The 21,278-nt window shown below is 67.5% G+C and carries 22 protein-coding genes; 17 read left to right on the plus strand and 5 right to left on the minus strand.

All coding sequences use genetic code 11. The annotated features are described in order from the left end of the window. Positions 1–64: 64 nt before the first annotated feature. On the plus strand, positions 65–1,147 hold the full coding sequence (locus tag OG702_RS26615; RefSeq protein WP_327291462.1) for a winged helix DNA-binding domain-containing protein: 1,083 nt from the start codon (positions 65–67) through the stop codon (positions 1,145–1,147). 1,835 nt (positions 1,148–2,982) lie between these two features. Here the strand turns inward: OG702_RS26615 and OG702_RS26620 are convergent. The 3 genes from OG702_RS26620 to OG702_RS26630 form a co-directional block, all read right to left on the minus strand. Beyond that, positions 2,983–3,690, minus strand: a complete 708-nt coding sequence (locus OG702_RS26620) for a creatininase family protein (RefSeq protein WP_327291463.1) — start codon at positions 3,688–3,690, stop codon at positions 2,983–2,985. A 19-nt stretch (positions 3,691–3,709) separates the two neighbouring features. Next, positions 3,710–4,894, minus strand: coding sequence for a helix-turn-helix domain-containing protein (locus tag OG702_RS26625; RefSeq protein WP_327291464.1), 1,185 nt, complete (start codon positions 4,892–4,894; stop codon positions 3,710–3,712). Positions 4,895–5,024: 130 nt separating this feature from the next. Next, entirely contained in the window at positions 5,025–5,405 is a 381-nt protein-coding gene (locus OG702_RS26630) for a GntR family transcriptional regulator (RefSeq protein WP_327291465.1), read from the minus strand. Between the two features lie 596 nt (positions 5,406–6,001). Between OG702_RS26630 and OG702_RS26635 the strand changes: the two genes are divergently transcribed. From OG702_RS26635 to OG702_RS26710, 16 genes are all read left to right on the plus strand, one after another. Continuing rightward, positions 6,002–6,277, plus strand: coding sequence for a DUF6284 family protein (locus OG702_RS26635; protein ID WP_327291466.1), 276 nt, complete (start codon positions 6,002–6,004; stop codon positions 6,275–6,277). Then, positions 6,274–6,756 carry a Pycsar system effector family protein gene (locus OG702_RS26640; protein ID WP_327291467.1) on the plus strand — a complete coding sequence of 161 codons (483 nt, stop codon included), beginning with the start codon at positions 6,274–6,276 and terminating at the stop codon, positions 6,754–6,756. Before OG702_RS26635 ends, OG702_RS26640 begins: the two co-directional genes overlap by 4 nt. Further along, positions 6,753–7,403 carry a GGDEF domain-containing protein gene (locus OG702_RS26645; RefSeq protein ID WP_327291468.1) on the plus strand — a complete coding sequence of 217 codons (651 nt, stop codon included), beginning with the start codon at positions 6,753–6,755 and terminating at the stop codon, positions 7,401–7,403. Before OG702_RS26640 ends, OG702_RS26645 begins: the two co-directional genes overlap by 4 nt. Then, entirely contained in the window at positions 7,400–7,624 is a 225-nt protein-coding gene (locus OG702_RS26650; protein WP_327291469.1) for a hypothetical protein, read from the plus strand. The genes OG702_RS26645 and OG702_RS26650 overlap by 4 nt, the downstream gene beginning before the upstream one ends. Next, entirely contained in the window at positions 7,621–8,481 is an 861-nt protein-coding gene (locus OG702_RS26655; protein ID WP_327291470.1) for a DUF2637 domain-containing protein, read from the plus strand. Before OG702_RS26650 ends, OG702_RS26655 begins: the two co-directional genes overlap by 4 nt. Further along, positions 8,481–8,867 (plus strand): RRQRL motif-containing zinc-binding protein, encoded by a 387-nt coding sequence (locus OG702_RS26660; protein WP_327291471.1) that lies wholly within the window; start codon positions 8,481–8,483, stop codon positions 8,865–8,867. The genes OG702_RS26655 and OG702_RS26660 overlap by 1 nt, the downstream gene beginning before the upstream one ends. 6 nt (positions 8,868–8,873) lie before the next feature. Next, complete coding sequence (locus OG702_RS26665) at positions 8,874–11,201, plus strand: cell division protein FtsK (RefSeq protein WP_327291472.1); 2,328 nt, start codon at positions 8,874–8,876, stop codon at positions 11,199–11,201. Positions 11,202–11,340: 139 nt separating this feature from the next. Further along, the gene (locus tag OG702_RS26670; protein ID WP_327291473.1) at positions 11,341–11,640 is read left to right on the plus strand and encodes a hypothetical protein; all 300 of its coding nucleotides are present in this window, start codon (positions 11,341–11,343) and stop codon (positions 11,638–11,640) included. Further along, complete coding sequence (locus tag OG702_RS26675) at positions 11,637–11,828, plus strand: hypothetical protein (protein WP_327291474.1); 192 nt, start codon at positions 11,637–11,639, stop codon at positions 11,826–11,828. The genes OG702_RS26670 and OG702_RS26675 overlap by 4 nt, the downstream gene beginning before the upstream one ends. A gap of 21 nt (positions 11,829–11,849) precedes the next feature. Beyond that, a complete protein-coding gene (locus tag OG702_RS26680; protein WP_327291475.1) occupies positions 11,850–12,482 on the plus strand; it encodes a hypothetical protein in 633 nt (210 codons plus the stop codon). Next, positions 12,479–13,291, plus strand: coding sequence for a deazapurine DNA modification protein DpdA family protein (locus OG702_RS26685; RefSeq protein WP_327291476.1), 813 nt, complete (start codon positions 12,479–12,481; stop codon positions 13,289–13,291). Before OG702_RS26680 ends, OG702_RS26685 begins: the two co-directional genes overlap by 4 nt. Before the next feature lie 50 nt (positions 13,292–13,341). Further along, positions 13,342–13,635, plus strand: a complete 294-nt coding sequence (locus OG702_RS26690) for a hypothetical protein (protein ID WP_327291477.1) — start codon at positions 13,342–13,344, stop codon at positions 13,633–13,635. Positions 13,636–13,726: 91 nt separating this feature from the next. Next, entirely contained in the window at positions 13,727–14,629 is a 903-nt protein-coding gene (locus tag OG702_RS26695; protein ID WP_327291478.1) for a bifunctional DNA primase/polymerase, read from the plus strand. Positions 14,630–14,810: 181 nt separating this feature from the next. Further along, positions 14,811–16,370 (plus strand): YfjI family protein, encoded by a 1,560-nt coding sequence (locus tag OG702_RS26700; protein WP_327291479.1) that lies wholly within the window; start codon positions 14,811–14,813, stop codon positions 16,368–16,370. A gap of 308 nt (positions 16,371–16,678) precedes the next feature. Continuing rightward, positions 16,679–16,912 carry a helix-turn-helix transcriptional regulator gene (locus OG702_RS26705; protein WP_327291480.1) on the plus strand — a complete coding sequence of 78 codons (234 nt, stop codon included), beginning with the start codon at positions 16,679–16,681 and terminating at the stop codon, positions 16,910–16,912. A gap of 71 nt (positions 16,913–16,983) precedes the next feature. Further along, positions 16,984–18,225 carry a tyrosine-type recombinase/integrase gene (locus tag OG702_RS26710; protein WP_327291481.1) on the plus strand — a complete coding sequence of 414 codons (1,242 nt, stop codon included), beginning with the start codon at positions 16,984–16,986 and terminating at the stop codon, positions 18,223–18,225. Positions 18,226–18,616: 391 nt separating this feature from the next. Here the strand turns inward: OG702_RS26710 and OG702_RS26715 are convergent, their stop codons facing one another. Both OG702_RS26715 and glnA read right to left on the minus strand, forming a co-directional pair. Next, on the minus strand, positions 18,617–19,543 hold the full coding sequence (locus tag OG702_RS26715; protein WP_327291482.1) for a restriction endonuclease: 927 nt from the start codon (positions 19,541–19,543) through the stop codon (positions 18,617–18,619). A gap of 233 nt (positions 19,544–19,776) precedes the next feature. After that, on the minus strand, positions 19,777–21,186 hold the full coding sequence (glnA, locus tag OG702_RS26720) for a type I glutamate--ammonia ligase (RefSeq protein WP_327291483.1): 1,410 nt from the start codon (positions 21,184–21,186) through the stop codon (positions 19,777–19,779). Between the last annotated feature and the right edge of the window lie 92 nt (positions 21,187–21,278).

Raw genomic sequence — 21,278 nt, forward strand, 5'->3', positions numbered from 1 at the left:
CGCCGGTACGAGCCCCCCGCCGCCTCGGCCATAATCGAGCCTGCCGTCAGGGAGGACAGCTTCGATGAGCGACGACGACACCGTCCGCATGCTGCGCGCCCGGGGCCAGGCGCTCGCGGGCGGCGTACGCGACGCCTCCGCGGCGGCGGTCGTCCGGCGGGTCCTCGCCGTGCAGGCCCAGGACGCGACGGCCGCCGACCTGGGCATCCGGGTACGGGCCGGGAACCTCACCGGCCGGGCGGTCCGCGCGGCGTACGAGGACGAGCGGAGCATCGTCCGGGGCTGGTTCATGCGCGGCACCCTGCACACGGTGCCCGCCGAGGACGTCCACGCGCTGCTGCGGCTGCTCTCCCCGCGGACACTGGCCGCGACCGGCCGCCGCTACCAGCAGCTCGGCCTGGACGACGGCCTGCGCGAGCGTGCCGACCGGCTGATCCGGCGGGCGCTCACCACCCACGGGCCGCTCAGCCGCGCCGAACTGACCGAGCACCTCACGGCCCTCGGCGTCCCGCCCGACGGGCAGGCCCCCTTCCACCTGATCCGGCACGCCGCCCTCACCGGCGTCCTGTGCCACGGCCCGCGCCGCGCCGGCGAGGCCACCTACGTACTGCTCGACGACTGGCTGCCCGCCCCCGCCGCGCCCCACCCGGACGAGGCCACCGTCCTCACCGACCTGGCCCGCCGCTACCTGGCCGCCTACGCCCCCGCGACCCCGCAGGACTTCGCCACCTGGTCGGGCCTGCCGGTCACCTCGGCCCGCGCCGCCTGGAAGTCCCTGGCACAGTCCGGCGCCCTCGCCGACCACGGCTCCTCCACCGTCCTGGCCGGCCGCCCGCACGACCCGGGCCTACCGTCCGGGCCCGCCGACGTGCGCCTGCTCCCGGCCTACGACGGCTACTTCCTCGCCCACCGCACCCGCGACGTCTCCGTCCCCACCCCCCACCAGCACCATGTCCGGCCCGGCGGCGGCGTCATCCGCCCCACGGTCATCGCCGACGGCCTGGCCGTCGCCACCTGGTCCCGCAACCCCCTCACGATCCGCCCTTTCACCCCCCTCCCGGCACACCTCCACCCCGCCCTCGACGCCGAGACGGCCGCGGTGACGCACTTCCTGAACACCGCGGAGGCGTCCGGCCCGGGGTCCTGATCCGGCGCGAGACGAAGTCCCCTCCGTCGAGGCGGCCGTGCGCCGCGAGGGGACGGAAGCGAGCGTCGGCCCCACCCGTACGCAAATCCTCCCCAGACAGGTTCGCTCTGGGGAGGATTTGATACATGCCGCGTGGGAACGCGTCGGTGGGCGGCCCGGGGGAGCGGGAAGCCGCTCAGCCCGGGGTCTGGCTAGATGTCGAAGAACTGATGAGCCGTGTTCACGACCTGCGCTTCATCTCTGGCCAACCCGGCTGACCTGCGCGGGAACGGTTGTTGTTGGTCGTCGGTGGCCACCGTTGGGTGCCTGATCACGGCCCACAGACGGCCCAGGCGGCAGGAACTGACTTAACCACGACGGCTTCCAAAGAACCACTCTCGGACATGGGACGATTCTCTGTCCGGCGCTCCAATTCTTGTGCCGCTGCAAACTTGGCTCCGCTGGCTCGAGTAGTGACCCGCGTCCGAGACCCCGCGAGCAGGTCGCATGGCTGGCAGTAGACGCGGATCCCTCAGTGCCGTCTACGAGCCGTTCTGCGGAGCACCTACGACAGTCCCCGAGCCCGGAATTCCTCGCTCAAGGGCACGCACCTTGAACAGATCGTCATACACCTTGCTCAGGGCGTCTGATCGCTGATCAGTCGGTAGCAGTGCTACTTGGTCAACGCGATCTAGCAAGACCGCATACCGAGAACGCATATTAAGGTGCCATCTCCACCTGGCCCCAAAGTCGAGAGCACGCGCGACAGCGATTATGAATGTTGCAACGCCTGCTGCGATACGAGCCCAGAGAGAATAGTCCGCAGGTATGATAGTTGCGGCGGTAGTGGCAGCCATTGCCCCCATTGTGCTTCCGTTATGCAGTAGAGAATCACGCTTGCCTCCATGGGGGCGCATCGCAGACTTGATGCTGGCAGTCAGCCGAGCCGCCCGCTCGCCCCATTCATCACTCACACCGTCTCCCGAGACTCCCATTCCTCCCCCAATGTTTTATTGCGAGCCAAATCTTGCGGTCTACTCCATTCTCCCTGGTGAGGCATCCTCCGATGAAAGCGTCCCAGTGAAACTATCAGTAGGTACAGCAGAATCGCGCGTCTCGCCATCTTATGCCAGCGAAAGCGCGGCAATGCCATAAAGCCCAATGCGGCCAGAACGTCTCCGTAAATTGAATAATTTGCTTTGCCACCTCTATCCCAGCCACTCAGAATGACGCCAGCGTGCCTCGCAATGCGCGACAAGTCGTACGGAGTCCCGATAAACTCCTCTGCGGTCCGGGCCAGGCCCAGTTGATCCTCCGGGGGAATATTGAAGTCCGATATCCGAAAATAGCTGATACCGTCGGCATAAACCGCAACGGGCCGCCTGACGACGCCCTTAGAGATGAGCGCCTCACAGATATGGCCATCCTCCGCAATGATCCCAACGTGACTAGGGATAGGGCCTGAGCCCTGTCCGTATATAATCGCCCAAGATACTAGGGAGCGACGAGGGTGCGTGAAAAAGATTTGGCCGAGAGATCGACTATCGCCCGTCATGCGCTGAATATTTTCTTCTGTGGCGCGCACCCACCCCTCAGCCTCTAGAGAAGCGTCTGAGTACTTCCCTCGTTGATTCCGATACTTCCAATAATCAACAAGAGCAAATATCACCTATCCGTCCTTCCGCTGTCACTTTTCTCATGCTGTGCAGGTTCCAGCGTCATGCCAGCAGCATCTGTCTCTGAAGGCTGCTGCGCTACCGATTCGCGAGAACCACGAACGACGTACGTGACCGTGCGACTCCGTTGTCACTTACTCGGGGTGTGAGTGACATCAGAGTTTGAAGTGTTCTGTGTCGTCAGTTACCCAGTACATCCAGGTGTGCGGCGAAGGCTTTCACCAAGCTTGCCAGTACCGCCTTGCCCTTGGTTGCAGCAGCGTATGAGGGGAAGCCGATGACGCCGGTCTCGGTATATGCCCTCATCCCTTCGGTCAGCAGGAACCGGCGCTCGCCCCCATCGTGGTCGGCGGTTTTGTAAGCAGGACGAACGAGAGACGGTTCGGCGTGCAGGAGGATTGATGTCTCGATCTCGCCGGCGTGCATGTCGCCGTGGGCGTCGGAGACGAGGCCAGCGCGCTCGCGGGCAGTCTGCCACTCGCGGCCCTGCGGAAACAGGGACATACGCGGCTCGGTGAGGTTGGCTTCCTGGACGATGTTCGACAAGACGTAGTTGCCGCCGTGGGCGTTGACGAGCACGAGTTTCCGGATGCCCTGCGCTTCGAGGGACTGTGCGATGTCCGTTACCACAAGGTGCAGCGTCCTTGCGCTGATACTTACCGTGCCCGGCCATGTGCCGTGCTCGTGGCTGCACGCGATCGTGATGGGTGGGAGCGGAAGCACCGGGTAGGCCGCAGCGAGTTCGCGGACGATGACGCATGCAATCGCGGCATCGGTGATGAGCGGTAGGTGGGCGCCGTGCTGCTCGAACGAGCCGATCGGCAGCACCGCAACGCGCGGCGCCTGTTCTTGGACGTCAACGGTCGTGATGGTCGGCAGCAGGCTCACGGCTCTCCCTCGGTGCGGTTCAGCTCCCCTTCATAGTGCCCAACAAGCGGTTGAGTTCGGCGATCTCAACCAACTTGCTCCACCGGGCGAGGTGGGTCTGAAGACGCCCAAGCTCAGCGAGGATGCGTGCCGACCCTGTCGACTGCGCGATGGCCGCGGCTTGTGATGCCGCGTTGTATGCCGCCTCTACGTCTTCCATCTGTGCGTACGCGGTCGCCAGCCGGGCAAGGCACAGTCCGCGGTCTCGTTGCTGTTCCGCCGGCCACCGGGTCAAGCTCGCTTCGAGGGTCGTCACAGCATCCTGCGGGCGCTGGAGCTGGAGGGCTGCCGTTGCCGCTTCCATGTCGATGTACGACACCGAGCAGTACGGGGCGAGGCTGGGGCCGTCGCCGGCGGCGCGGTCGGCAAGGTGCCGCGCCTCATCGAAAGCGCGGAAGCAGTCGTCGTCGTGGCCAAGCAAGGCGTGCGCGTTGGCCTGTGCACGCAGGGCGACGGCGCGGACCTGGTCGGGGAGCTTCCGAGCGTCCCGCAGAGCAGCGTTGGCCAGCCCTACGGCGTATCCGGCTTCGCCTCGCTCCGCCGCGATGTTGCTGCGCCGTTGGAAGACGTACGAGCTGAGCGCTGGATCGTCCAATTCGGCTGCGTAGTCGAGCGCTCTGTTCGTCCACAGCATGGCGGCTTCGGAGTCGCCTGTGTCCTGGTGAAGCCATCCAAGGAACTCGGAGTAGCGGGCGCCCACTCGCACAACGTCGTCACGGATTGGGCCTGCTGCGTCCTTGCACAGTTCCTCGATCAGCGGCAATTGGCTCTGCACGGCCGGCACCAGGAAGCGTGAGCCCACCAACGGCTCAGCTTGGGCATGCTGGACGAACACCGACTTGAGGTAGTCCAGCACTTCCGGGCTGGCCTTGGGCGACAGCGCGCGCGGCCCGGGCAGTGAGGGCAGCGAATCGAGTTGGGACGGGGCAGCCTCGACTGTGAGCCCCAGCTCTCCGCGGCTGGCCTGGTAGACCTCGCAAAAGAGCGTCTGGTAGTCCCGTCCCGGACTGCGCCGCCCATTCTCGAACATGGAGACCTGGGTCTTCAGGCTGGACGGCCCGGGTAACTTCATCCCCAGCCGATCGGCAGCATCCTCCATGGCTTCCATGAGTTCCGCCTGTGACCAGCCCTTTGCCGCGCGTGCCGCTTGCAGTTTCGTCTTCATCGCGGTCCCCTGCGTCAGGCGATGCGAGCTTGGTCTCATGATGCCAATGCGGTGCCTGACGCGGGCAGTTAACAGGTAACTCCGCCCCGCTGTTAACCCCTGTCCGCTGCGGATGAGTGCAGAGTCCGGCTTACTGGTTCTCGTCGGAACGACCTGGTTGAGCAGCTTCGAGCTGGTCGACCCGGTCTCGAAGTTCGGAGAGCTGGGAGGTGACATGAGTAAGTCGTTCTTGCAGCTCCCGCAGGCCAAGCGCGGTCTCTTCGGCGGTGCGCTGCCCCCTCTGGGGGTCGATGACGTACGTGCCGCTGCCCGGTCGTCCCTCGACAAGTCCGTCTTCGGCGAGTTGCTTGTACGCGCTCTGCACGGTCATGAGGGCGACCCCAAGCGACTTGGCGACACCCTTGGCGCCCGGGAGTTGACGCCCCGGCAGGTAGGTGCCTGCGGCGATCTCGTCTCGGAACCGACCGGCGATCTCTCGGGCGCTTGGCGGCTTATCTGGCTTCCAGTCCATACCTAGGAGCGTATCTAACCTAGGTAATTTCCCTGCCGCCCGCGGTGGGGGTTGACCTCAACAAGCTACCTAGGTAGCTTGAGTCTTGTTGGCGAGCTACCTAGGTAGCTCGCCGCGGTGAATGCCTCGCGGGAACTGTCCCGCGGAGTCGTCTACCGCACCTCACAACTCCAGAGCGTGATCCACCGCAGCACGACGGCCGTGAGGACACCAGCCGTGGCGAGTGGAGACCAGTCGGGAGGTTCCCTGGTGGGACGGGCCGACTCAAAAGAACGGACCTGCCTTGAGGGCACTTACGCCGCGCGACGAGACCGGGAGACGACTCCCCGGGAGAGCGGGACTGAGGGTGCGGGTCCATGTCGTGTACGGCGGGCACGTCGCTTCCCGAGTAAGGCGACCGAGTGCGGTGGTGGTGACCGCATCTTGCCTGTTTGCAGCCCTGTGTTGCCCAGTCGTCCCCGGCTTGCTGCCGGGGGCGGTGGGGAGTGCTGGGAGTCCTCTTCTCGCCTCTTCTGATTTTCCGGGACGGCCGTCTCTCGCCAAAGGACCGCGGCCGTTCCGGTTCCCTCGCCGTTCCCGATGAACAGGAGTTGTCGATGCAGTCCATCGACCCCGAGCACGATGTACCGGCCGTCTGCGTGCTGGATGACCAGTCGGAACCGACCGACGCTGAACTGTCCGCGATCGAGCGGGAGATGCCCGTCATCCTGGCCCGTGTTGACCTGCTGGACGTGGAAATCAGCCTGCTGGACCGTGGCCCCACCGAGCTGGACACCCGCCGGGTGCGCCGCGCCCACAACCGCCTGTTGACCGCCCGCCGAGAACTGGCCAACGCCACCGTCCGGGAGCTCCCGGCAGGCGGTGCCGCATGAGCACCCCCGAGGTGACCGCAACCGCCAGCACAGACCGGGTGGTTGCGAATCTGGATGCCGCGCATGACGAGGTGAAGGCGGAGATCGCGCGGACGGACAGCAAGGTTTCGCTGTTGCTGGCTTTTGTCGGCGCGTTACTGGCCGGCGTCTGGACGGTCGGCACCAGCCGCCGCCTGCCCGGCGTGGCGTTGGTATTCGGCCTCGCTGGCGTCGCCGTGCTTCTGGCGGTGGCCGGACTGCTGTTGTGGGCGGTACGCCCGAACCTGGGTGGGCAGCACGGTTTCCCGCTGTGGGCGGTCCTGTCTCCGGATGAGATCCGTACGCGGCTGAGTGAGGACGACAGGGCTGAGGACATCGCCGGTCTGTCGCGGATCACGATACGCAAGTACGTGCTGTTGCGTCGGGCGGTGGACCTCACCGGCGCTGCCGCTCTGCTGCTCGTCATCGCGGCGCTGGCCATGGTCGGGGGTGCGGCATGAGCACACTGGTCTCTGCTGTGGCTGCTGCCGGTCCGCTGGCCGCAGGTTGGTCGGCTCACTCCTGGCGGTTACGCCGCCGGATCGAGGCGGCTCGCCGTGACCCGCTGACGAACCTGTCCACGCGGGCAGGGTTCGAGAGGGATGCGGCCCGACTGCTGGCCCGCGCGTCTGCCGTCGTCGTGGTCGTGGTCGACCTGGACGGTTTCAAGCAGGTCAACGACACCTACGGCCACGAGGTCGGCGACCAGGTGATCCGGGGTGCCGGCGGGGGACTGGCCGAATGGAACCAGGACTGCGGTGATGGGCTGGTGGCCAGGCTGGGTGGCGATGAGTTCGTGGCCTGCTTCCCCGCCGATGACCTCGACCGCGCCCACCTGGCTCTGTCCGGGCTGCACGACATGCTGACGGCACCCCTGTGGTGCTGCGAACAGGCGGTGAGCGTGGGGGCGTCCGTGGGCGGCTGCTGGTCGCCCGAACCGTCTGCATACGACTTGCCGGCGATGCTCCGGCGGGCGGATGAGGCGATGTACACCGCCAAGCGCAACGGCGGTGGGGTGTTCGTCACCGACCAACCCGCGCCGATGCAGCCGACCGTCAACGGCCGACGTGCCGGCCGTCGTGGGACCACGAAGGGCGGTCGGTCATGAGCCCACTCGTGCTGCGGTTCCTGACCGAGGTCCGCAGGGCGCGGCTGCTGGCCGTACTCGCTGGCCTGGCGTGGCTGCTGGGGGTCAACCCGCCGGCCGCGGTCCGCATCCTGCTCACCGTTGTCGTGGCCGTCGCGCTGGTGCTGGACGCCCTGGCCGATGCCGCCACCGACACCACTCTCACCCTTCCCGCCGGACCCGCGAGGGGAGACCGGTCATGAACCGCTTCGCCAAGTCGCTGCTGGTCATCGCACTGGTGGTGGTGGTCGGGATGGCGTTCCGCGTCTCGTGGAACGCCCAACGCGACATCGCCACCACCGTAGGCGCCGATACCACCGCGGCCACGCTGTACCCGTTCGTCGTAGACGGCTTGATGGCTCTGGCCCTGGTCGCCACGCTCGTTCTGACGGGTAAGGATCGGACGTTCGCGTTGCGGGTGCTGGCCGGTTACACGGCCGCGTCGCTGGTGCTGAACTACGTTCACGGGCTGGTGCCCGCCCTGCACACCCACGCGGCCAGTCGGATGCACCTGGCCGACTGGGCACCCGCCAACTGGGCTCTGGTACTGCTGGCCACGAGCCTGCCGGTCGGGTCGATTTTCTTCGGCTCCGACCTGGTCGCCAAAGTCCTGCACCACCGCCCCACCCTGGTCACAGACCAGGAGAAAACACCGGCGTCTACCGTAAATCGGTTGGGGTCTGACCTGCACCAGTCGAACCCCACGACACCCCCCGCAGTGCCCGACCCGCCCGCAGTGCAGTCGATCGACGCGGCGCCGGTAGTCGAGCCGACCGCGCCTGCCCCGACTCCGGCGGCCGACCCGGTCGGGCATGCGCCGCGGCGGCCGACCGGACCGGTACCGGGCATCGCCCGCACCCCCCGACCGACCCGCACCCCTGCCCAACTTCTCAGCGAGGCACGGCAGGTAACTGCCGACTGGTCGGACGCCGCGTTGACCGGTGAGGCGATCCGTAAGGCGGTCCGTACGTCATCGGCCAACGGCCGGCTTCTGCGGGACGCCCTGCGGGCCGAGCGCTCCGAGGGTGATGAAGCGGGCGCTGTTGAGGCGGCTGCCTGATGTCGCCGGCGTTCGGTAAGTGCTACGACCCGACCGGCGCCACCTGGGGCGTTCCCACCTTTCCGTGGCGCCTGGCCCCGGATGGCATGGCGACCCGCCGGCAGCTTCGTGCGAAGGGGCTGCGCCCGGGTGGTCAGCCGGTTGCCGCGCAGGTGATGCGTCGCTCCCGGCGCCGTAAGTCCGGGTGCAGCGTGGCGTTCCTCTACCGCATCGACCTGGCCAAGCCGGTCCGTCCTATGACGCCGGCGAAGTGGGCTGCGCACGCCGCGGCGATGCTCGCCCGCCGCACCTGCTCTGAGTGCCGCACGGATGCCGGATACGTCATCCCTACCTCACTCGGCATGTGTGTGACCTGCGCCTACCCCGAAGAGCAGCGCGCCGCCTGACCTGCGATGTCCGGCCGCCCCTGCCTGCCAGCACGCGGCCGGACACCGCTGTTCGCCCCTGACCTTGAGAAGAGGAGCAGACCAACCGTGTCTGAGATCAACGACTTTGACGAGCCGGACCACCGGCCCCCGCAGACCGACTCGGACGACCGTTCGACGGCAGCCGTGCTGCCGTTCCCGCTCAAGAAGCCGGATGCCGCGGCGCCGGACCCGTTGGAGCCGGGTGAGGTCAAGCCCGGTGAGTGGCAGGCCGACCTTCCCGACGACACCGACGCTGATGAAGACGGCGCGGCATCCGAGGGTGACCCGGTCGACCCGCCGGTCACCGTGTATCCGCCCTCGATCAGTGAGTGGATGGCCGAGCACGACAAGGCCCGTCAGCCGGTCCTTCCCGACTGGGTCAAGCTGCCCGACCAGCGTGCGGCTGTCCGCAAGTGGGCCGTCCGGCACTACGGCACCGTGGTCGGGTATCACGCGGTGCGCCTGCCGTGCATCTACACGCCCAAGCTGCTCGCCTACGCCCCCCGCGGCGCGTGGCGCTGGTCCACCGCGGCCGGGCACTGGGTGTTCGACAACGAGGGCAAGGCGCTGCGACTGGCCGCCGTTGCCGCGGAAGACGCCGGCGAATACCTGAAGCTGTCCCGGCAGCGTGACGCCCGGGTGCGGTTGCGGGGCATCCTCGCCAGCGTCGCGGGTCTGGTCGGCCTGACCGCCGCGCTCGTCTTCTGGGTGATGGCGCCGTCGTGGCTGCTGCTGGTCGCCGTTGCCACGCTGACGACGACGTTGGGTGTGGCGGGAGCTCCGGCGGATCGGCCGCTGATCGACCGGGCGAAGGTGACGTTCCGCAAGCGGAAACTGTCCTCGGACATCATCACCCGCGCGTTCGCCGCGGCCGGTCTGACCGGCAAGGACACCGGGATTGCCTTCCCGCGGCCGATCGGCCGTGACGGCGACGGGTGGCGCGTCATCGTGGATCTGCCCTACGGCAAGTCCTTCAGGGACGCGCTGGGCAAGCGCGGTGCGTTGGCGTCGGGTATCGACATCGCCGCCACCCAACTGTTCCTGGACCCGGATCTGTCCAGTGAGCGGCGGGTGTCGATGTGGATCGCGGACCGTGACCCGCTGGCGGTGCCGGCGGGGAAGTCGCCGCTGCTGGGGGCGACTCGGGTGGACTTCTGGAAGCCGTTCCCGTGGGGTGTCGATGAGCGGGGCAACCCGGTCATGGCCACCATGCTGTGGATGTCCATGTTGGTCGGTGCGGTGCCGCGGCAGGGCAAGACGTTCAGCGCGCGGACGATCGCGCTGGCCGCGGCCCTGGACCCGTTCGTGCGGCTGATCGTGTTCGACGGGAAGGCGTCGCCGGACTGGCGGAAGTTCGCCCTGGTCGCGCACCGGATTGGCTTCGGCATCGTGCCCCGCAACGGCATCGACCCGGTAGAGCACCTGGTCAGCTCCCTGGAAGAGCTGAAAGCCGATGTGGAGGACCGCTACCACCGCCTGTCCGAACTGCCGCTGCACATCTGCCCGGAAGGCAAGCTCACCCCGGAGCTGTCCCGGGACAGGAAGCTGAACATGCCGCTCACCCTCGTGGTGATCGATGAGGTGCAGGAGTACCTTCAGCACCCCGTCTACGGGCCGGTCATCCTTGACCTGCTGGTCTACCTCGCCCGCGTCGCCCCCGCGGTCGGCGTGGCCGTCATGCTCAGCACGCAGAAGCCGGACGACACCGCCTGCCCGTCCAAGCTGCGCGACCAGTGCCAGGCCCGGTTCTCCCTGCGGGTCGGCTCGTGGCAGGTCTCCGATGTGGTGCTAGGTGCGGGCGCGTACTCCGAAGGGCTGGACGCCTCTCGGCTGCTGAAGTCCCACAAGGGCGTCGGCATCCTCAAGGGCATGTCGGATGACGCCGGGATCGTGCGCACCTACTTGGCCGATGGCCGTGACGCCGAAGTGGTCCTGACTCGCGCGAATGCCCTGCGGGCCGATGAGGGCACGCTGTCGGGCGACGCGGCCGGCGAGGTGGCCACCGTGCGCGCCGCGGATGCGGTGCTGGATGACGTGGCGATGGTGCTGGGCAAGGCCGAGGCCAAGGTGTGGTCCGAGACCATCGTGGACCGCCTCGCGGTGCTCAACCCCGCCGCGTACGGAGACTGGGCAGCCCTTGAAGGGCGCGCCAAGGCCGACCAGTTGGCGGCTGCCCTCAAGCCGTACGGCATCACCACCGACCAGGTGTGGGGCAAGACCGAGGCCGGTAAGGGCGCCAACCGCCGGGGGATCGAGCGTCAGCACATCATCGACGCTATCACTGTGCGTAACAAGAATCGGGTCGGCAAGTAGCCCGAACCGTCGCTAGGTCTAGCGAGCAACGTCGCTAGACCTAGCGACCTCGCTAGCGACCCAACGCACCCCTGAGCAGGTCGCTAGCGTCTAGCGATTGACCTGCGCAAACCCCGGAAACCAGCCCTGGAGACCCTTCATGACCCTCCTCGCGCTCGCTAGCGCCTTCCTCGCCACCGTCACACTCGGTTACGCCGCTGTGTGCGCGGGCCAGCCGTTCGCACGCTGCCGCAAGTGCGACGGCATGGGCCACGCGATCACCTACACCCGCCGCGGCAAGGCCAGGCGCGGCAAGGACTGCCGCCGCTGCGACGGCCACGGCATCCGCATACGCCGCGGACGCCACCTCTACAACGCCTGGCGCCGCACCTACGACCGCGGCAACCGGCCCACCACCCCCGCCCGTCCGTTCCGCCCGAACCAGGGAGAGCGCCCGTGATCCTGTCCGTCTCCGCGCTGCTGCTCTTCGGCATCGCGTCGTACGTCGCCGTCCGCTCCCGCGCCACGTCCTTCGGCGGCGCCGTTGTGGTCTTCCTCTTCGGCTTCTACGCCGCCAGCAGCGGCGGCGCCAAGCCCATCAACCAACTCATGGCCAGCGTCGCGCAGACCATCGCACAGATGCGCTGAACGGGAACGGAGAACCCCCCCATGCACGAGACGAACCCGCCGACCGGCAACCCGCCGATCGTGCACTGTCACTGGCTCGCCGACACCGCACCCAAAGCCGCACCCGTCATCGCCACGTCAACCGTGCTGATCCTGGCCCGACTGTGGAACGCCAACGGCGCCGAACACAGCATCGGCGACGCCACCATCATGGGCGTGCTCGCCGTGGGCGCCGCGTTCGCCGGCAACGCTCTCGCCCGCGGTGAGAACGGTGAACCGGTCGCTGCTGCGGTCGGCTTCACCGCCGCCGGCAGCTTCGCACTCGCCGGCGTGGCCGCCTACACCGACGCCCTGCCGCTGCCGTTGCTGCTCTGGTCGGTGGCCACCGTGCTCGCCTACGTCCTGGCACACCGCCACTGGCGCACCGACCACCGCGAAGCGACCGCATACGAGCACGCCACCACCGACCGCCGCGAGACACAACGGCACATCGAGACCGTGGAAGTCATCCGCGCCCGCGCGCAGGTCGAAACCGCCCGGGAAGGCGCTGCGTACGCCAACGCCCTGGCCGCGGCCATCACCGCCCGCGCCGGCCTGCCCGGCTTCGACCCCACTGCACTGGCCGGCAGTGGGCTGCCGGAGCTCCCGGCCAGCGGCCACAAGGACGCGGCGTGAGGTTCTACCTCACCACCCACAAACGGCGATGGGTAGAGCGCACCGAGGTGCCGCTGTTCCTGAAGTTCGAGCACTTCGGGATACGCACCGCCCGCACCATGCCGCGGGCGACCGGCCGATACGCCATCGACTCTGGTGGCTTCACCATCCTCCAACGCCACGGGGCGTGGACCACCACCCCCCGCGACTACGTCGAGGACCTGCGGCGCATCCGCGACGAGGTAGGCCCGTTCGACTGGGCAGCGCCGCAGGACTGGATGTGCGAACCCGCCATCGTTCACGGCGGGACGTTCGGCGGACAGCACTTCGTCGGGACCCATCTGAGCGTCACCGAGCACCAGCGCCGGACCGTCGCCAACTACCTGCACTTGCGGGAGTTGGCGCCGGACCTGCCGATTGTTCCGGTGGTGCAGGGCTGGGAGCTCCCGGACTACGACAGGTGCGTTGACCTGTACGCCCGGCAGGGCATCGACCTGACTCAGGAACCCGTAGTCGGCCTGGGGTCGGTGTGCCGCCGGCAGTCCACCCGCGAGGGCGCCGCCATCGTCACCACCCTCGCCGGATACGGCCTCAAGCTCCACGGCTTCGGCTTCAAAACCCTCGGCCTACAGCGCGTCGGCCACCTCATGGCATCCGCAGACTCCCTGGCCTGGTCCACCCACGCCCGACACCGACCCCCGATGCCCGGCCACACCACCCACAAGAACTGCGCCAACTGCCTGCCCTACGCACTCCAGTGGCGAACTCGCACGCTGGCCGCCATGCCGCCCTGGCAGCAACCGCCCCTGAGTAGCGGAGAAGCGGCGTGACCGTGCGTGTCGATCGTCCCACGCCCGAGCTCGAACGGAGAAACCACACCGTGTACACCAACCACCCCCGCAAGGCCGTCGCCCACAGCCTCACCACCTGCGTGCCCGGAGAGCTGCGGCACTCCGCCCACCGCATGCCAGCGCTCGAAGTGGCCGTCACCGTCCGCGCCGCCCGCCGCAACCGCCACAAGACGTTCGACGCCGTGAACGTCTACACCACCACCGACCGGACCGGCGCCGGCCTGATCGTCGCCTACGTCCACTACCGGCCCGGCTTCTACGACGGCGTCACCGACTACGCGGACGTGTACGAGATCCCCACCGACGCCCTGACCGACCTGTAGATACGCCCGGGACGGCCGCTCTCTCGCCAAAGACCGCGGCCGTCCCGGTTTCCCTCTCCGTCCCTCGGAAGGAACAGGAGCACCCCCCAGCATGACCCAACAGACCCGAAGCGCGCTGCTCTATGCAGCGCTGGATGCCGCCGGCCGCGGCTGGCCCGTTTTCCCGCTGCGCCCCGGAGACAAGCCGCCGGCCCTGCACGGTGAGACCCGATGCCCCCGAACCGGGGACTGCGCCGGCGGGCACCGCAAATTCGAACAGCGCGCCACCACCAACCCCGAGCGCATCGAACGCTGCTGGGCAACCGGCGCCTACAACGTCGGCATCGCCACCGGCCCTGCCGGACTACTCGTGGTGGACCTGGATCTCCTCAAGCCCACGGACTCACCGGACACGCCTGACGGCGCGACCAGCTTCCTAGCGCTCTGCGAGCGCGCAGGGCAGCCGGTGCCGCGCACCCGCCGGATCGAGACTCCCAGCGGTGGGGAGCACCTGTACTTCACCACCCCCAAGGGTGTGCGGCTGCCCAGCAGCACCGGCCGCCTCGCCCCGAAAATCGACACACGCGCATGGGGCGGCTACGTCGTCGCCCCCGGCAGCCGGACGCCACACGGCCCGTACACGGTCGCGGTCGACTCGCCCGTTGCAAACCTCCCTGAATGGCTGCAAAGCCTCTCAGAAGCCCCACAGGGGACCACGGTGGGGCCGACCTTGCGAACACCCGCCCGCGCAAGCGCTGTTGCCCGGGCTGCGTTCGAGCGGGAACAGGCTGCCGTCGCAACGGCGACCGAGGGAGACCGCGAACGGACGCTGTTCGAAGCAGCGCGCAAGATGGGCCGGTTCGTGGCCTGGGGCGACCTGGACCGCAGCGAGGTAGAGCGGGCATTTCAGTGGGGGGCCGAGTCCACCGGACTGCCGTCCTACCAGTGCCGCTCGACCCTGCGCAGTGCACTGAACTGGTCCATCGCGCACTGCAAACCGCGGGAACACGCATGACTGCCCCCGGCAACCCCCCACTGAAATGCCTCCCCACCCCCGCTGACAACCGGCCGTGCGTCGCCCGACCCGCGGAAGTCGTGGCGGCCGTGGGCGGCCGGCAAGGCGCCGCCCGTAGGGCGTCCTTTCAGCCTGTCGCCCTGATCCGCACCGCCCGCGTCCCGGAAGGGAGGCACACCTCATGACCGCACAGCCTGTGGACAGCCCGGAAGACCTGTGGGCGGCATTCCCCGCCGTTGACGCCCCCGATACGGTCTCGGCCGATGCACCGTGGGACGACCCGGTACCGCTCAAACAGCGCCGGGAGCTCCCGGACTTCCCCACCACCGCACTGCCCGGATGGCTGCGGGACTTCACCACCGCCGTGGCGGAGGAAACGCAGACCCCCGTAGACCTCGCCGGATGCGTGGCGCTGGCGGTACTCGCGACCGCGGCCGGTGGCCGTGCTGTCGTCCACGTCCGCGGACGCTGGCGGGAGCCCACGAACCTGTTCACCGTGTGCGCGCTGCCTCCCGGCAACCGCAAATCCGCGGTGTTCGCCGCGATGACCGACCCGCTCTATGAGGCGGAGAAGCAACTCAAAGAGCGGGCAGCGCCGGCCATCATCGAAGCCACGCTCACCAGCAAACTCGCCCGCGAGGCAGCCGACAAAGCCGCCACGAAAGCATCCTCGGCATCCGGCACCAGCCGGGACGCGCTGATCTCCGAAGCGGTCGGAATGGCCCAGCAGGCCGACACCCTCGCCATCCCCGCCGAACCGCAACTGCTCGCCGACGACGCCACCGCGGAGACCATCACGTCCCTCATGGCCGACCAGGGTGGACGCATCGCCGTCATGTCCGCGGAAGGCGAGATCTTCGACATCATCGCCGGCCGCTACTCCGGTGCCCCCAACATGGGGCCATTCCTCAAAGGCCACGCCGGCGACCGGCTGCGGGTCAACCGGCAGACCCGCCGCGAATATATCGACCACCCCGCACTCACCATGGGCCTGTCCGTGCAGCCGACCGTTCTGGACGACATCGGCCGCATCAAAGGCGCCAAAGGCAAAGGGCTGCTCGGCAGGTTCCTGTACTCCCTGCCGGAATCCACCCTCGGCTACCGCAAGACCCTGCCCGACCCGGTACCCGACGCCGTCGCCGCCGTGTACGAGCGGAACGTCATCGCGCTCACTCTGGCCATGGCCGACTGGACGGACCCCGCCGTCCTGCAGCTCACCCCCGAAGCGGATGTGGCGGTCCAGCGCTTCCAGGACCGCATGGAGCCCAAGCTCAACCCCCGCGGCGGGTCCATGACGCACATCTCCGATTGGGCCTCCAAGCTCCACGGCGCGGCGGTCCGCATCGCCGGCCTGCTGCACCTGGCCGAACACCTCGACCGCGGCCACAGCCAACCGGTCACCGCCGACACCATGGCCGCGGCCATCACGCTCGCCGACTATTTCGCCGGCCACGCCCTCGCGGTGTTCGACCGCATGGGCGCCAACGAGACCGCGGAGCGCGCCCGTGCCGTCCTGGACGCTCTCAAGGCGAACCTGTGGCCCGAAGTCAGCAAACGCGACCTCATGGTCAAGCTCTCCCGCTCCGACTTCCCCACCGCCGCCGACCTCGACGGCCCACTGAGCCTCCTCGAAGACCACGGCTACCTGAGACCGCTGCCCGTGGTCCGCACCGGCACCCGCGGCCGGCCGCCCTCCCCCCGCTACCTCGTGCACCCCTACCTGACCGACCCCGAAGCCTGACCCCCGCCACAGAAACCACGAAATACACGAAAACCCAGCCATGCGGCCCTGACCTGCGCAGACGCGCCCCCTCACGGCCGGACGCCCGTCGCCACAGAAACCCGCGGAAGTCCCACACAAATACCCCGCGCCCAGCCGGCACCCACCGCGCCGGACCGGCCGCCCTTATTTCTGTGGGACTTCCGCGGGTTTCTGTGGCAGCACGCCCCACGGCCACCGGACCCGCCGTCCCCGCAGGTCAGCGACCCGGCCCCGGGTTTCTGTGTATTTCGTGGTTTCTGTGGCGGCTACCCCTCTCGGGAGGACGTGTGGCTACCTCAACCACCGACCCGCGCAGCACCCTGCGATCCGGTCTTCCGGACCGCTACCTCACCCCCGCAGACCTCGCCGACCTTCTCGCCGTGCCGCTGGAGACCGTCTACCAGTGGCGTAAGAAGCGCACCGGCCCGCCTGGATTCCGCGTCGGCAAGCACCTCCGATACGACCCTGCGGCCGTACGGCAGTGGGTCAACGAACGCGCGGTCGCCGACACCGCAGCCTGACCAACGCACCCGCGCTCAACCTGGGGGCGGCCACACCGTGGCCGTCCCCCTTCCACGCCAAGGGACATCGCATGGCAGGGCACATCCAAGACCGCTGGTACAAAACCGAGACTGTTCCGGATGGCAAGACCGTCCGCGTCAAAACCGATCGCTACGGCACCGGTATGCGCTACCGGGCCAGGTACGTCGCGCCCGATGGGACGGAGCGCAGCCGCTCCTTTCCTGACAAGCAGAAGCGTCTGGCCGAGGCTTGGCTCGCGCAGATCGCAGCAGACATGACCCGCGGCCAGTACGCGGACCCGGCCGCGGGCAGGGTCACATTCCAGCAGTACGCGACGCAGTGGCTCGCGTCGCAGACCACGGACGTGTCCACCATCGCGGCCATGGAGTTGCGGTTCCGGCTTCACGCCTTCCCGCACATCGGGTCGCGTTCCCTGAGCGCCTTCCAGCCGGGGAACGTCCGTACGTGGGCTCGCGCGCTCAAAGACTCCAGCATCGCGTCTTCCTACCAGCGCGTCATCTTCGCGAACGTGTCTGCCGTGTTCACCGCTGCCGTCGATGACGGCATCATCGCTCGGAACCCCTGCCGTGCCGGCTCCGTCAAGGCACCGAAGCTGGACCCTCGGAAGCTCAGGCCCTGGACGCGCGAGCGTGTCCTCTCGGTGCAGCAAGGCCTTCCGGCCCAGTACGCCACGATCGTGGATACCGGCGCGGGATGTGGTCTACGGCAGGGCGAGATATTCGGGCTCGCAGTCGATGAGGTGGACTTCGTTGCCGGCGTCGTGCACGTCGTCCGGCAGGTGAAGATGGTCAGCTCGCACCTAGTCTTTGCTCCGCCCAAAGGCGGCAAGCTGCGGGACGTACCTCTACCGGACGTGGTCTCGTACGAGCTCGCCGCCCACATCACCCGGCGCCCGCCGGTGGAGGTCACTCTGCCGTGGAAGACCCCTGATGGTCCTCCCGTGACCGCCACGCTCTTGTTCTACTCACGCGAGCGAAAGGCCCTCAACAGGAACTACTTCAACATGTACCTGTGGAAGCCTGCTCTGGTCTCCGCTGGCGTCATCCCTGAGCGCCAGCCGGGCGAGAGGTTCAAGGAGTCGCGAGAGCACGGCATGCACGCGCTTCGGCACTACTACGCGTCCGTGCTGCTGGATGCCGGTGAGAACATCAAGGCCCTCGCCGAGTACCTGGGGCACTCAGACCCGGGATTCACTCTGCGGACCTACACGCACCTCATGCCAAACAGCCAGGACCGCGCACGTAAGGCCATTGACGACGCCCTGCGTGGCCCTGCTGCTCCGACAAGTTGACGAGCCGGTCCCGCGGCTCCAGTAAGAATCGCGTGGACTTGTGATTCTCACTGGAGCCAGCGGTGCTACTTCTGACTCTCAGACCTCCGTCGCGCTGCCTGCTTAGGATCCGGCGCGGCGTTGGCCTTCTGGATGGTCATGAGGAAGGGGGAAACGTATGCCGACGCTTCAAGCGGCGTCGTCTTCCCACACAGAACCAGCACCAGGCCAACCACTAGCGTGAGGCCGTACGAGCTGGCCTGTACCACCAGCGCTACGCGTCCGTCCGAGTTTTCGGACATACTGAAGAAGCTCCTGTCTCTGTCAAGGGCTGTGAGCAGGGGCCACCCGCTTCGTTACCAGGCGCCGCGGGTGGCCTGCTCCACGTCTTGGGCACAGTGAGTGCCAGCGGCTAGACCGCTTCTGTGGATGCGTATCCGTCTCCCTCAGGCCACACGATAGTGATCTGTAGCTGATTGCACAGATCAAGTAGATCGTCCTCTGGCCGAGACGGGACGAGTAGTCCCAGCGTCGGGCGAGGCAAGAAACGGGAGTAGTCGAACAGTTGTCCGATTGCCATGCGAATCGCTTCCCGGGAGACCGAGCCCTTCGCCTCGTACAGACGATTGGTTGTGGTGTCGTAGAGATCCGTCAGCAACTGCTTCGCGACGCCTGCGGGGGCGATCCGGTGGCGACCGACCGAGCGACCGAGCAGTCGAAGGTATTCGGCAAAAGCGCGAACCAGCCTCGCCTCAACCCGCTCAGCTTCGTACGGCTCACGCGACGGGTCCACCAACATCCGCTCAGTGTGCTGAGTTTCGACGTCTATCAGCTCTACCTCGGGCTCGGCGCTGGGTGTGTGGGGGAGTTGCGTTCCCACCGGTTCCTCGGCTGAGACAGGTTGCAGACGGAACATGATCACGCTGCGAATGGGACCACCGTTCGTCTCCGGCGCGTCAGTGCGATACCAGGGCTGCTCGTCAGGAAGCGTGAACTCGCCGAGGTACTGACACATGCCGGAAGCGACACCCTTGAAGAGGCGCAGAGTGCGGCGTTCTTGCCGATGCTTCAGGATCGCCAGGTTGCCCTGAGTCATCTTCTGGTCGCCGACTTGTCCCTCGCCCGCGTAGTGGTAGCAGCCGTCCTCGCCCCAACCGTCGAAGTAGCCGTGCTTGTGGCCCTTGGCTGGGTCAGTGAAAAGGAGGACGTTTGCTGACACGCGGGAGGGGCCGATGCCACCCTGACGACGCCCGCCGTAGCGCTCGTGAAGATCGGTGCGCTTCACCACGTCGCCGAGGCCGATCGTCCACAGCACCGGCTCTGCCGTCCTGGCGTTCATCCCCACCCCGTTTAGGTCCGCATCGCTACCTAAAAGTCTAGCCTACCTTGCCTCAGGCTTCCAACGTGAGGCTGAATTAGTAGTCCAGCAACATTCGTCCCGCTGTTAATTTCACCGCCCCGAATCTTCCGCAACAGATAAGGCCGTGGGCCGTCGCTCCCGGAGGGGAAGCGACGGCCCACGGCCCACAGACGGCCCAGGGGAGCGGAAACCCGCCCTGACCTGGGGTCTTCCTAGATGTCGAAGTACAGCTCGAACTCGTGCGGGTGCGGGCGCAGCTGGATCGGGGCGATCTCGTTGGTGCGCTTGAAGTCGATCCAGGTCTCGATCAGGTCCGCGGTGAAGACGCCGCCGGCCTGGAGGTACTCGTTGTCGTTCTCCAGGGCGGTGAGGACGGCCGGGAGGGAGGTCGGGACCTGGGGGACGCTCGCGTGCTCTTCGGGGGCGAGCTCGTAGAGGTCCTTGTCGATCGGCTCGGCCGGCTCGATCTTGTTCTTCACGCCGTCCAGGCCCGCCAGCAGCAGGGCGGAGAAGGCGAGGTAGGGGTTCGAGGACGGGTCGGGCGCGCGGAACTCGACGCGCTTGGCCTTGGGGTTGGACCCGGTGATCGGGATGCGCATCGCGGCGGAGCGGTTGCGCTGCGAGTAGACCAGGTTGACCGGGGCCTCGAAGCCGGGGACCAGGCGGTGGTAGGAGTTCACCGTCGGGTTGGTGAAGGCCAGCAGGGACGGGGCGTGCTTGAGGATCCCGCCGATGTAGTAGCGGGCGGTGTCGGACAGGCCCGCGTAGCCCTGCTCGTCGTAGAAGAGCGGGGTGCCGCCCTGCCACAGCGACTGGTGGACGTGCATGCCGGAGCCGTTGTCACCGAAGATCGGCTTGGGCATGAAGGTCGCGGTCTTGCCGTTGCGCCAGGCGACGTTCTTCACGATGTACTTGAAGAGCATCAGGTCGTCGGCGGCGGCCAGCAGCGTGTTGAACTTGTAGTTGATCTCGGCCTGGCCCGCGGTGCCCACCTCGTGGTGCTGGCGCTCGACCTGGAGGCCGGCCGCTTCGAGTTCGAGGCTGATCTCGGCGCGCAGGTCGGCGAAGTGGTCGACCGGCGGGGCGGGGAAGTAGCCGCCCTTGTAGCGGACCTTGTAGCCGCGGTTGTTCTCCATCGAGCCGGTGTTCCAGGCGCCGGCCTCGGAGTCGATGTGGTAGAAGGACTCGTTCGCCGAGGTCTGGAAGCGCACGTTGTCGAAGACGTAGAACTCCGCCTCCGGGCCGAAGTACGCGGTGTCCGCGATGCCGGTGGACGTCAGGTACGCCTCGGCCTTCTTCGCCACGTTCCGCGGGTCACGGCTGTACTGCTCGCCGGTGATCGGGTCGTGGATGAAGAAGTTGATGTTGAGCGTCTTGTCCTTGCGGAACGCGTCGACGCGAGCCGTGGACAGGTCGGCGCGCAGCGCCATGTCCGACTCGTGGATCGCCTGGAAGCCGCGGATGGACGAGCCGTCGAAGGCCAGTTCCTCGGCCGGGTCGAACGACGAGACCGGTACGGTGAAGTGCTGCATCACACCGGGCAGGTCGCAGAAGCGGACGTCGACGAACTTGACGTCCTCGTCCGAGATGAACCTGTTGACTTCGTCGGCGTTCTGGAACATCCAACTCCTCCTAGGCCCGGCCCCGCGGGTCGGGTTGGCGATCGAGATGCGCGGCCAGTGTGGTGGCGCACACTGCCCTGACCATAGGGATC

It is taken from the genome of Streptomyces sp. NBC_01198, from assembly GCF_036010485.1.
Classification (GTDB): Bacteria; Actinomycetota; Actinomycetes; order Streptomycetales; family Streptomycetaceae; genus Actinacidiphila.

Bases quoted from the DNA above. Each gene is read 5' to 3' on its own strand.
- OG702_RS26615 (WP_327291462.1), top strand. From the start codon at position 65: ATGAGCGACGACGACACCGTCCGCATGCTGCGCGCCCGGGGCCAGGCG.
- OG702_RS26625 (WP_327291464.1), bottom strand. From the start codon at position 4,894: ATGAAGACGAAACTGCAAGCGGCACGCGCGGCAAAGGGCTGGTCACAG.
- OG702_RS26630 (WP_327291465.1), bottom strand. From the start codon at position 5,405: ATGGACTGGAAGCCAGATAAGCCGCCAAGCGCCCGAGAGATCGCCGGT.
- OG702_RS26635 (WP_327291466.1), top strand. From the start codon at position 6,002: ATGCAGTCCATCGACCCCGAGCACGATGTACCGGCCGTCTGCGTGCTG.
- OG702_RS26640 (WP_327291467.1), top strand. From the start codon at position 6,274: ATGAGCACCCCCGAGGTGACCGCAACCGCCAGCACAGACCGGGTGGTT.
- OG702_RS26645 (WP_327291468.1), top strand. From the start codon at position 6,753: ATGAGCACACTGGTCTCTGCTGTGGCTGCTGCCGGTCCGCTGGCCGCA.
- OG702_RS26650 (WP_327291469.1), top strand. From the start codon at position 7,400: ATGAGCCCACTCGTGCTGCGGTTCCTGACCGAGGTCCGCAGGGCGCGG.
- OG702_RS26655 (WP_327291470.1), top strand. From the start codon at position 7,621: ATGAACCGCTTCGCCAAGTCGCTGCTGGTCATCGCACTGGTGGTGGTG.
- OG702_RS26660 (WP_327291471.1), top strand. From the start codon at position 8,481: ATGTCGCCGGCGTTCGGTAAGTGCTACGACCCGACCGGCGCCACCTGG.
- OG702_RS26665 (WP_327291472.1), top strand. From the start codon at position 8,874: ATGTCCGGCCGCCCCTGCCTGCCAGCACGCGGCCGGACACCGCTGTTC.
- OG702_RS26670 (WP_327291473.1), top strand. From the start codon at position 11,341: ATGACCCTCCTCGCGCTCGCTAGCGCCTTCCTCGCCACCGTCACACTC.
- OG702_RS26680 (WP_327291475.1), top strand. From the start codon at position 11,850: ATGCACGAGACGAACCCGCCGACCGGCAACCCGCCGATCGTGCACTGT.
- OG702_RS26695 (WP_327291478.1), top strand. From the start codon at position 13,727: ATGACCCAACAGACCCGAAGCGCGCTGCTCTATGCAGCGCTGGATGCC.
- OG702_RS26700 (WP_327291479.1), top strand. From the start codon at position 14,811: ATGACCGCACAGCCTGTGGACAGCCCGGAAGACCTGTGGGCGGCATTC.
- OG702_RS26710 (WP_327291481.1), top strand. From the start codon at position 16,984: ATGGCAGGGCACATCCAAGACCGCTGGTACAAAACCGAGACTGTTCCG.
- OG702_RS26715 (WP_327291482.1), bottom strand. From the start codon at position 19,543: ATGAACGCCAGGACGGCAGAGCCGGTGCTGTGGACGATCGGCCTCGGC.
- glnA (WP_327291483.1), bottom strand. From the start codon at position 21,186: ATGTTCCAGAACGCCGACGAAGTCAACAGGTTCATCTCGGACGAGGAC.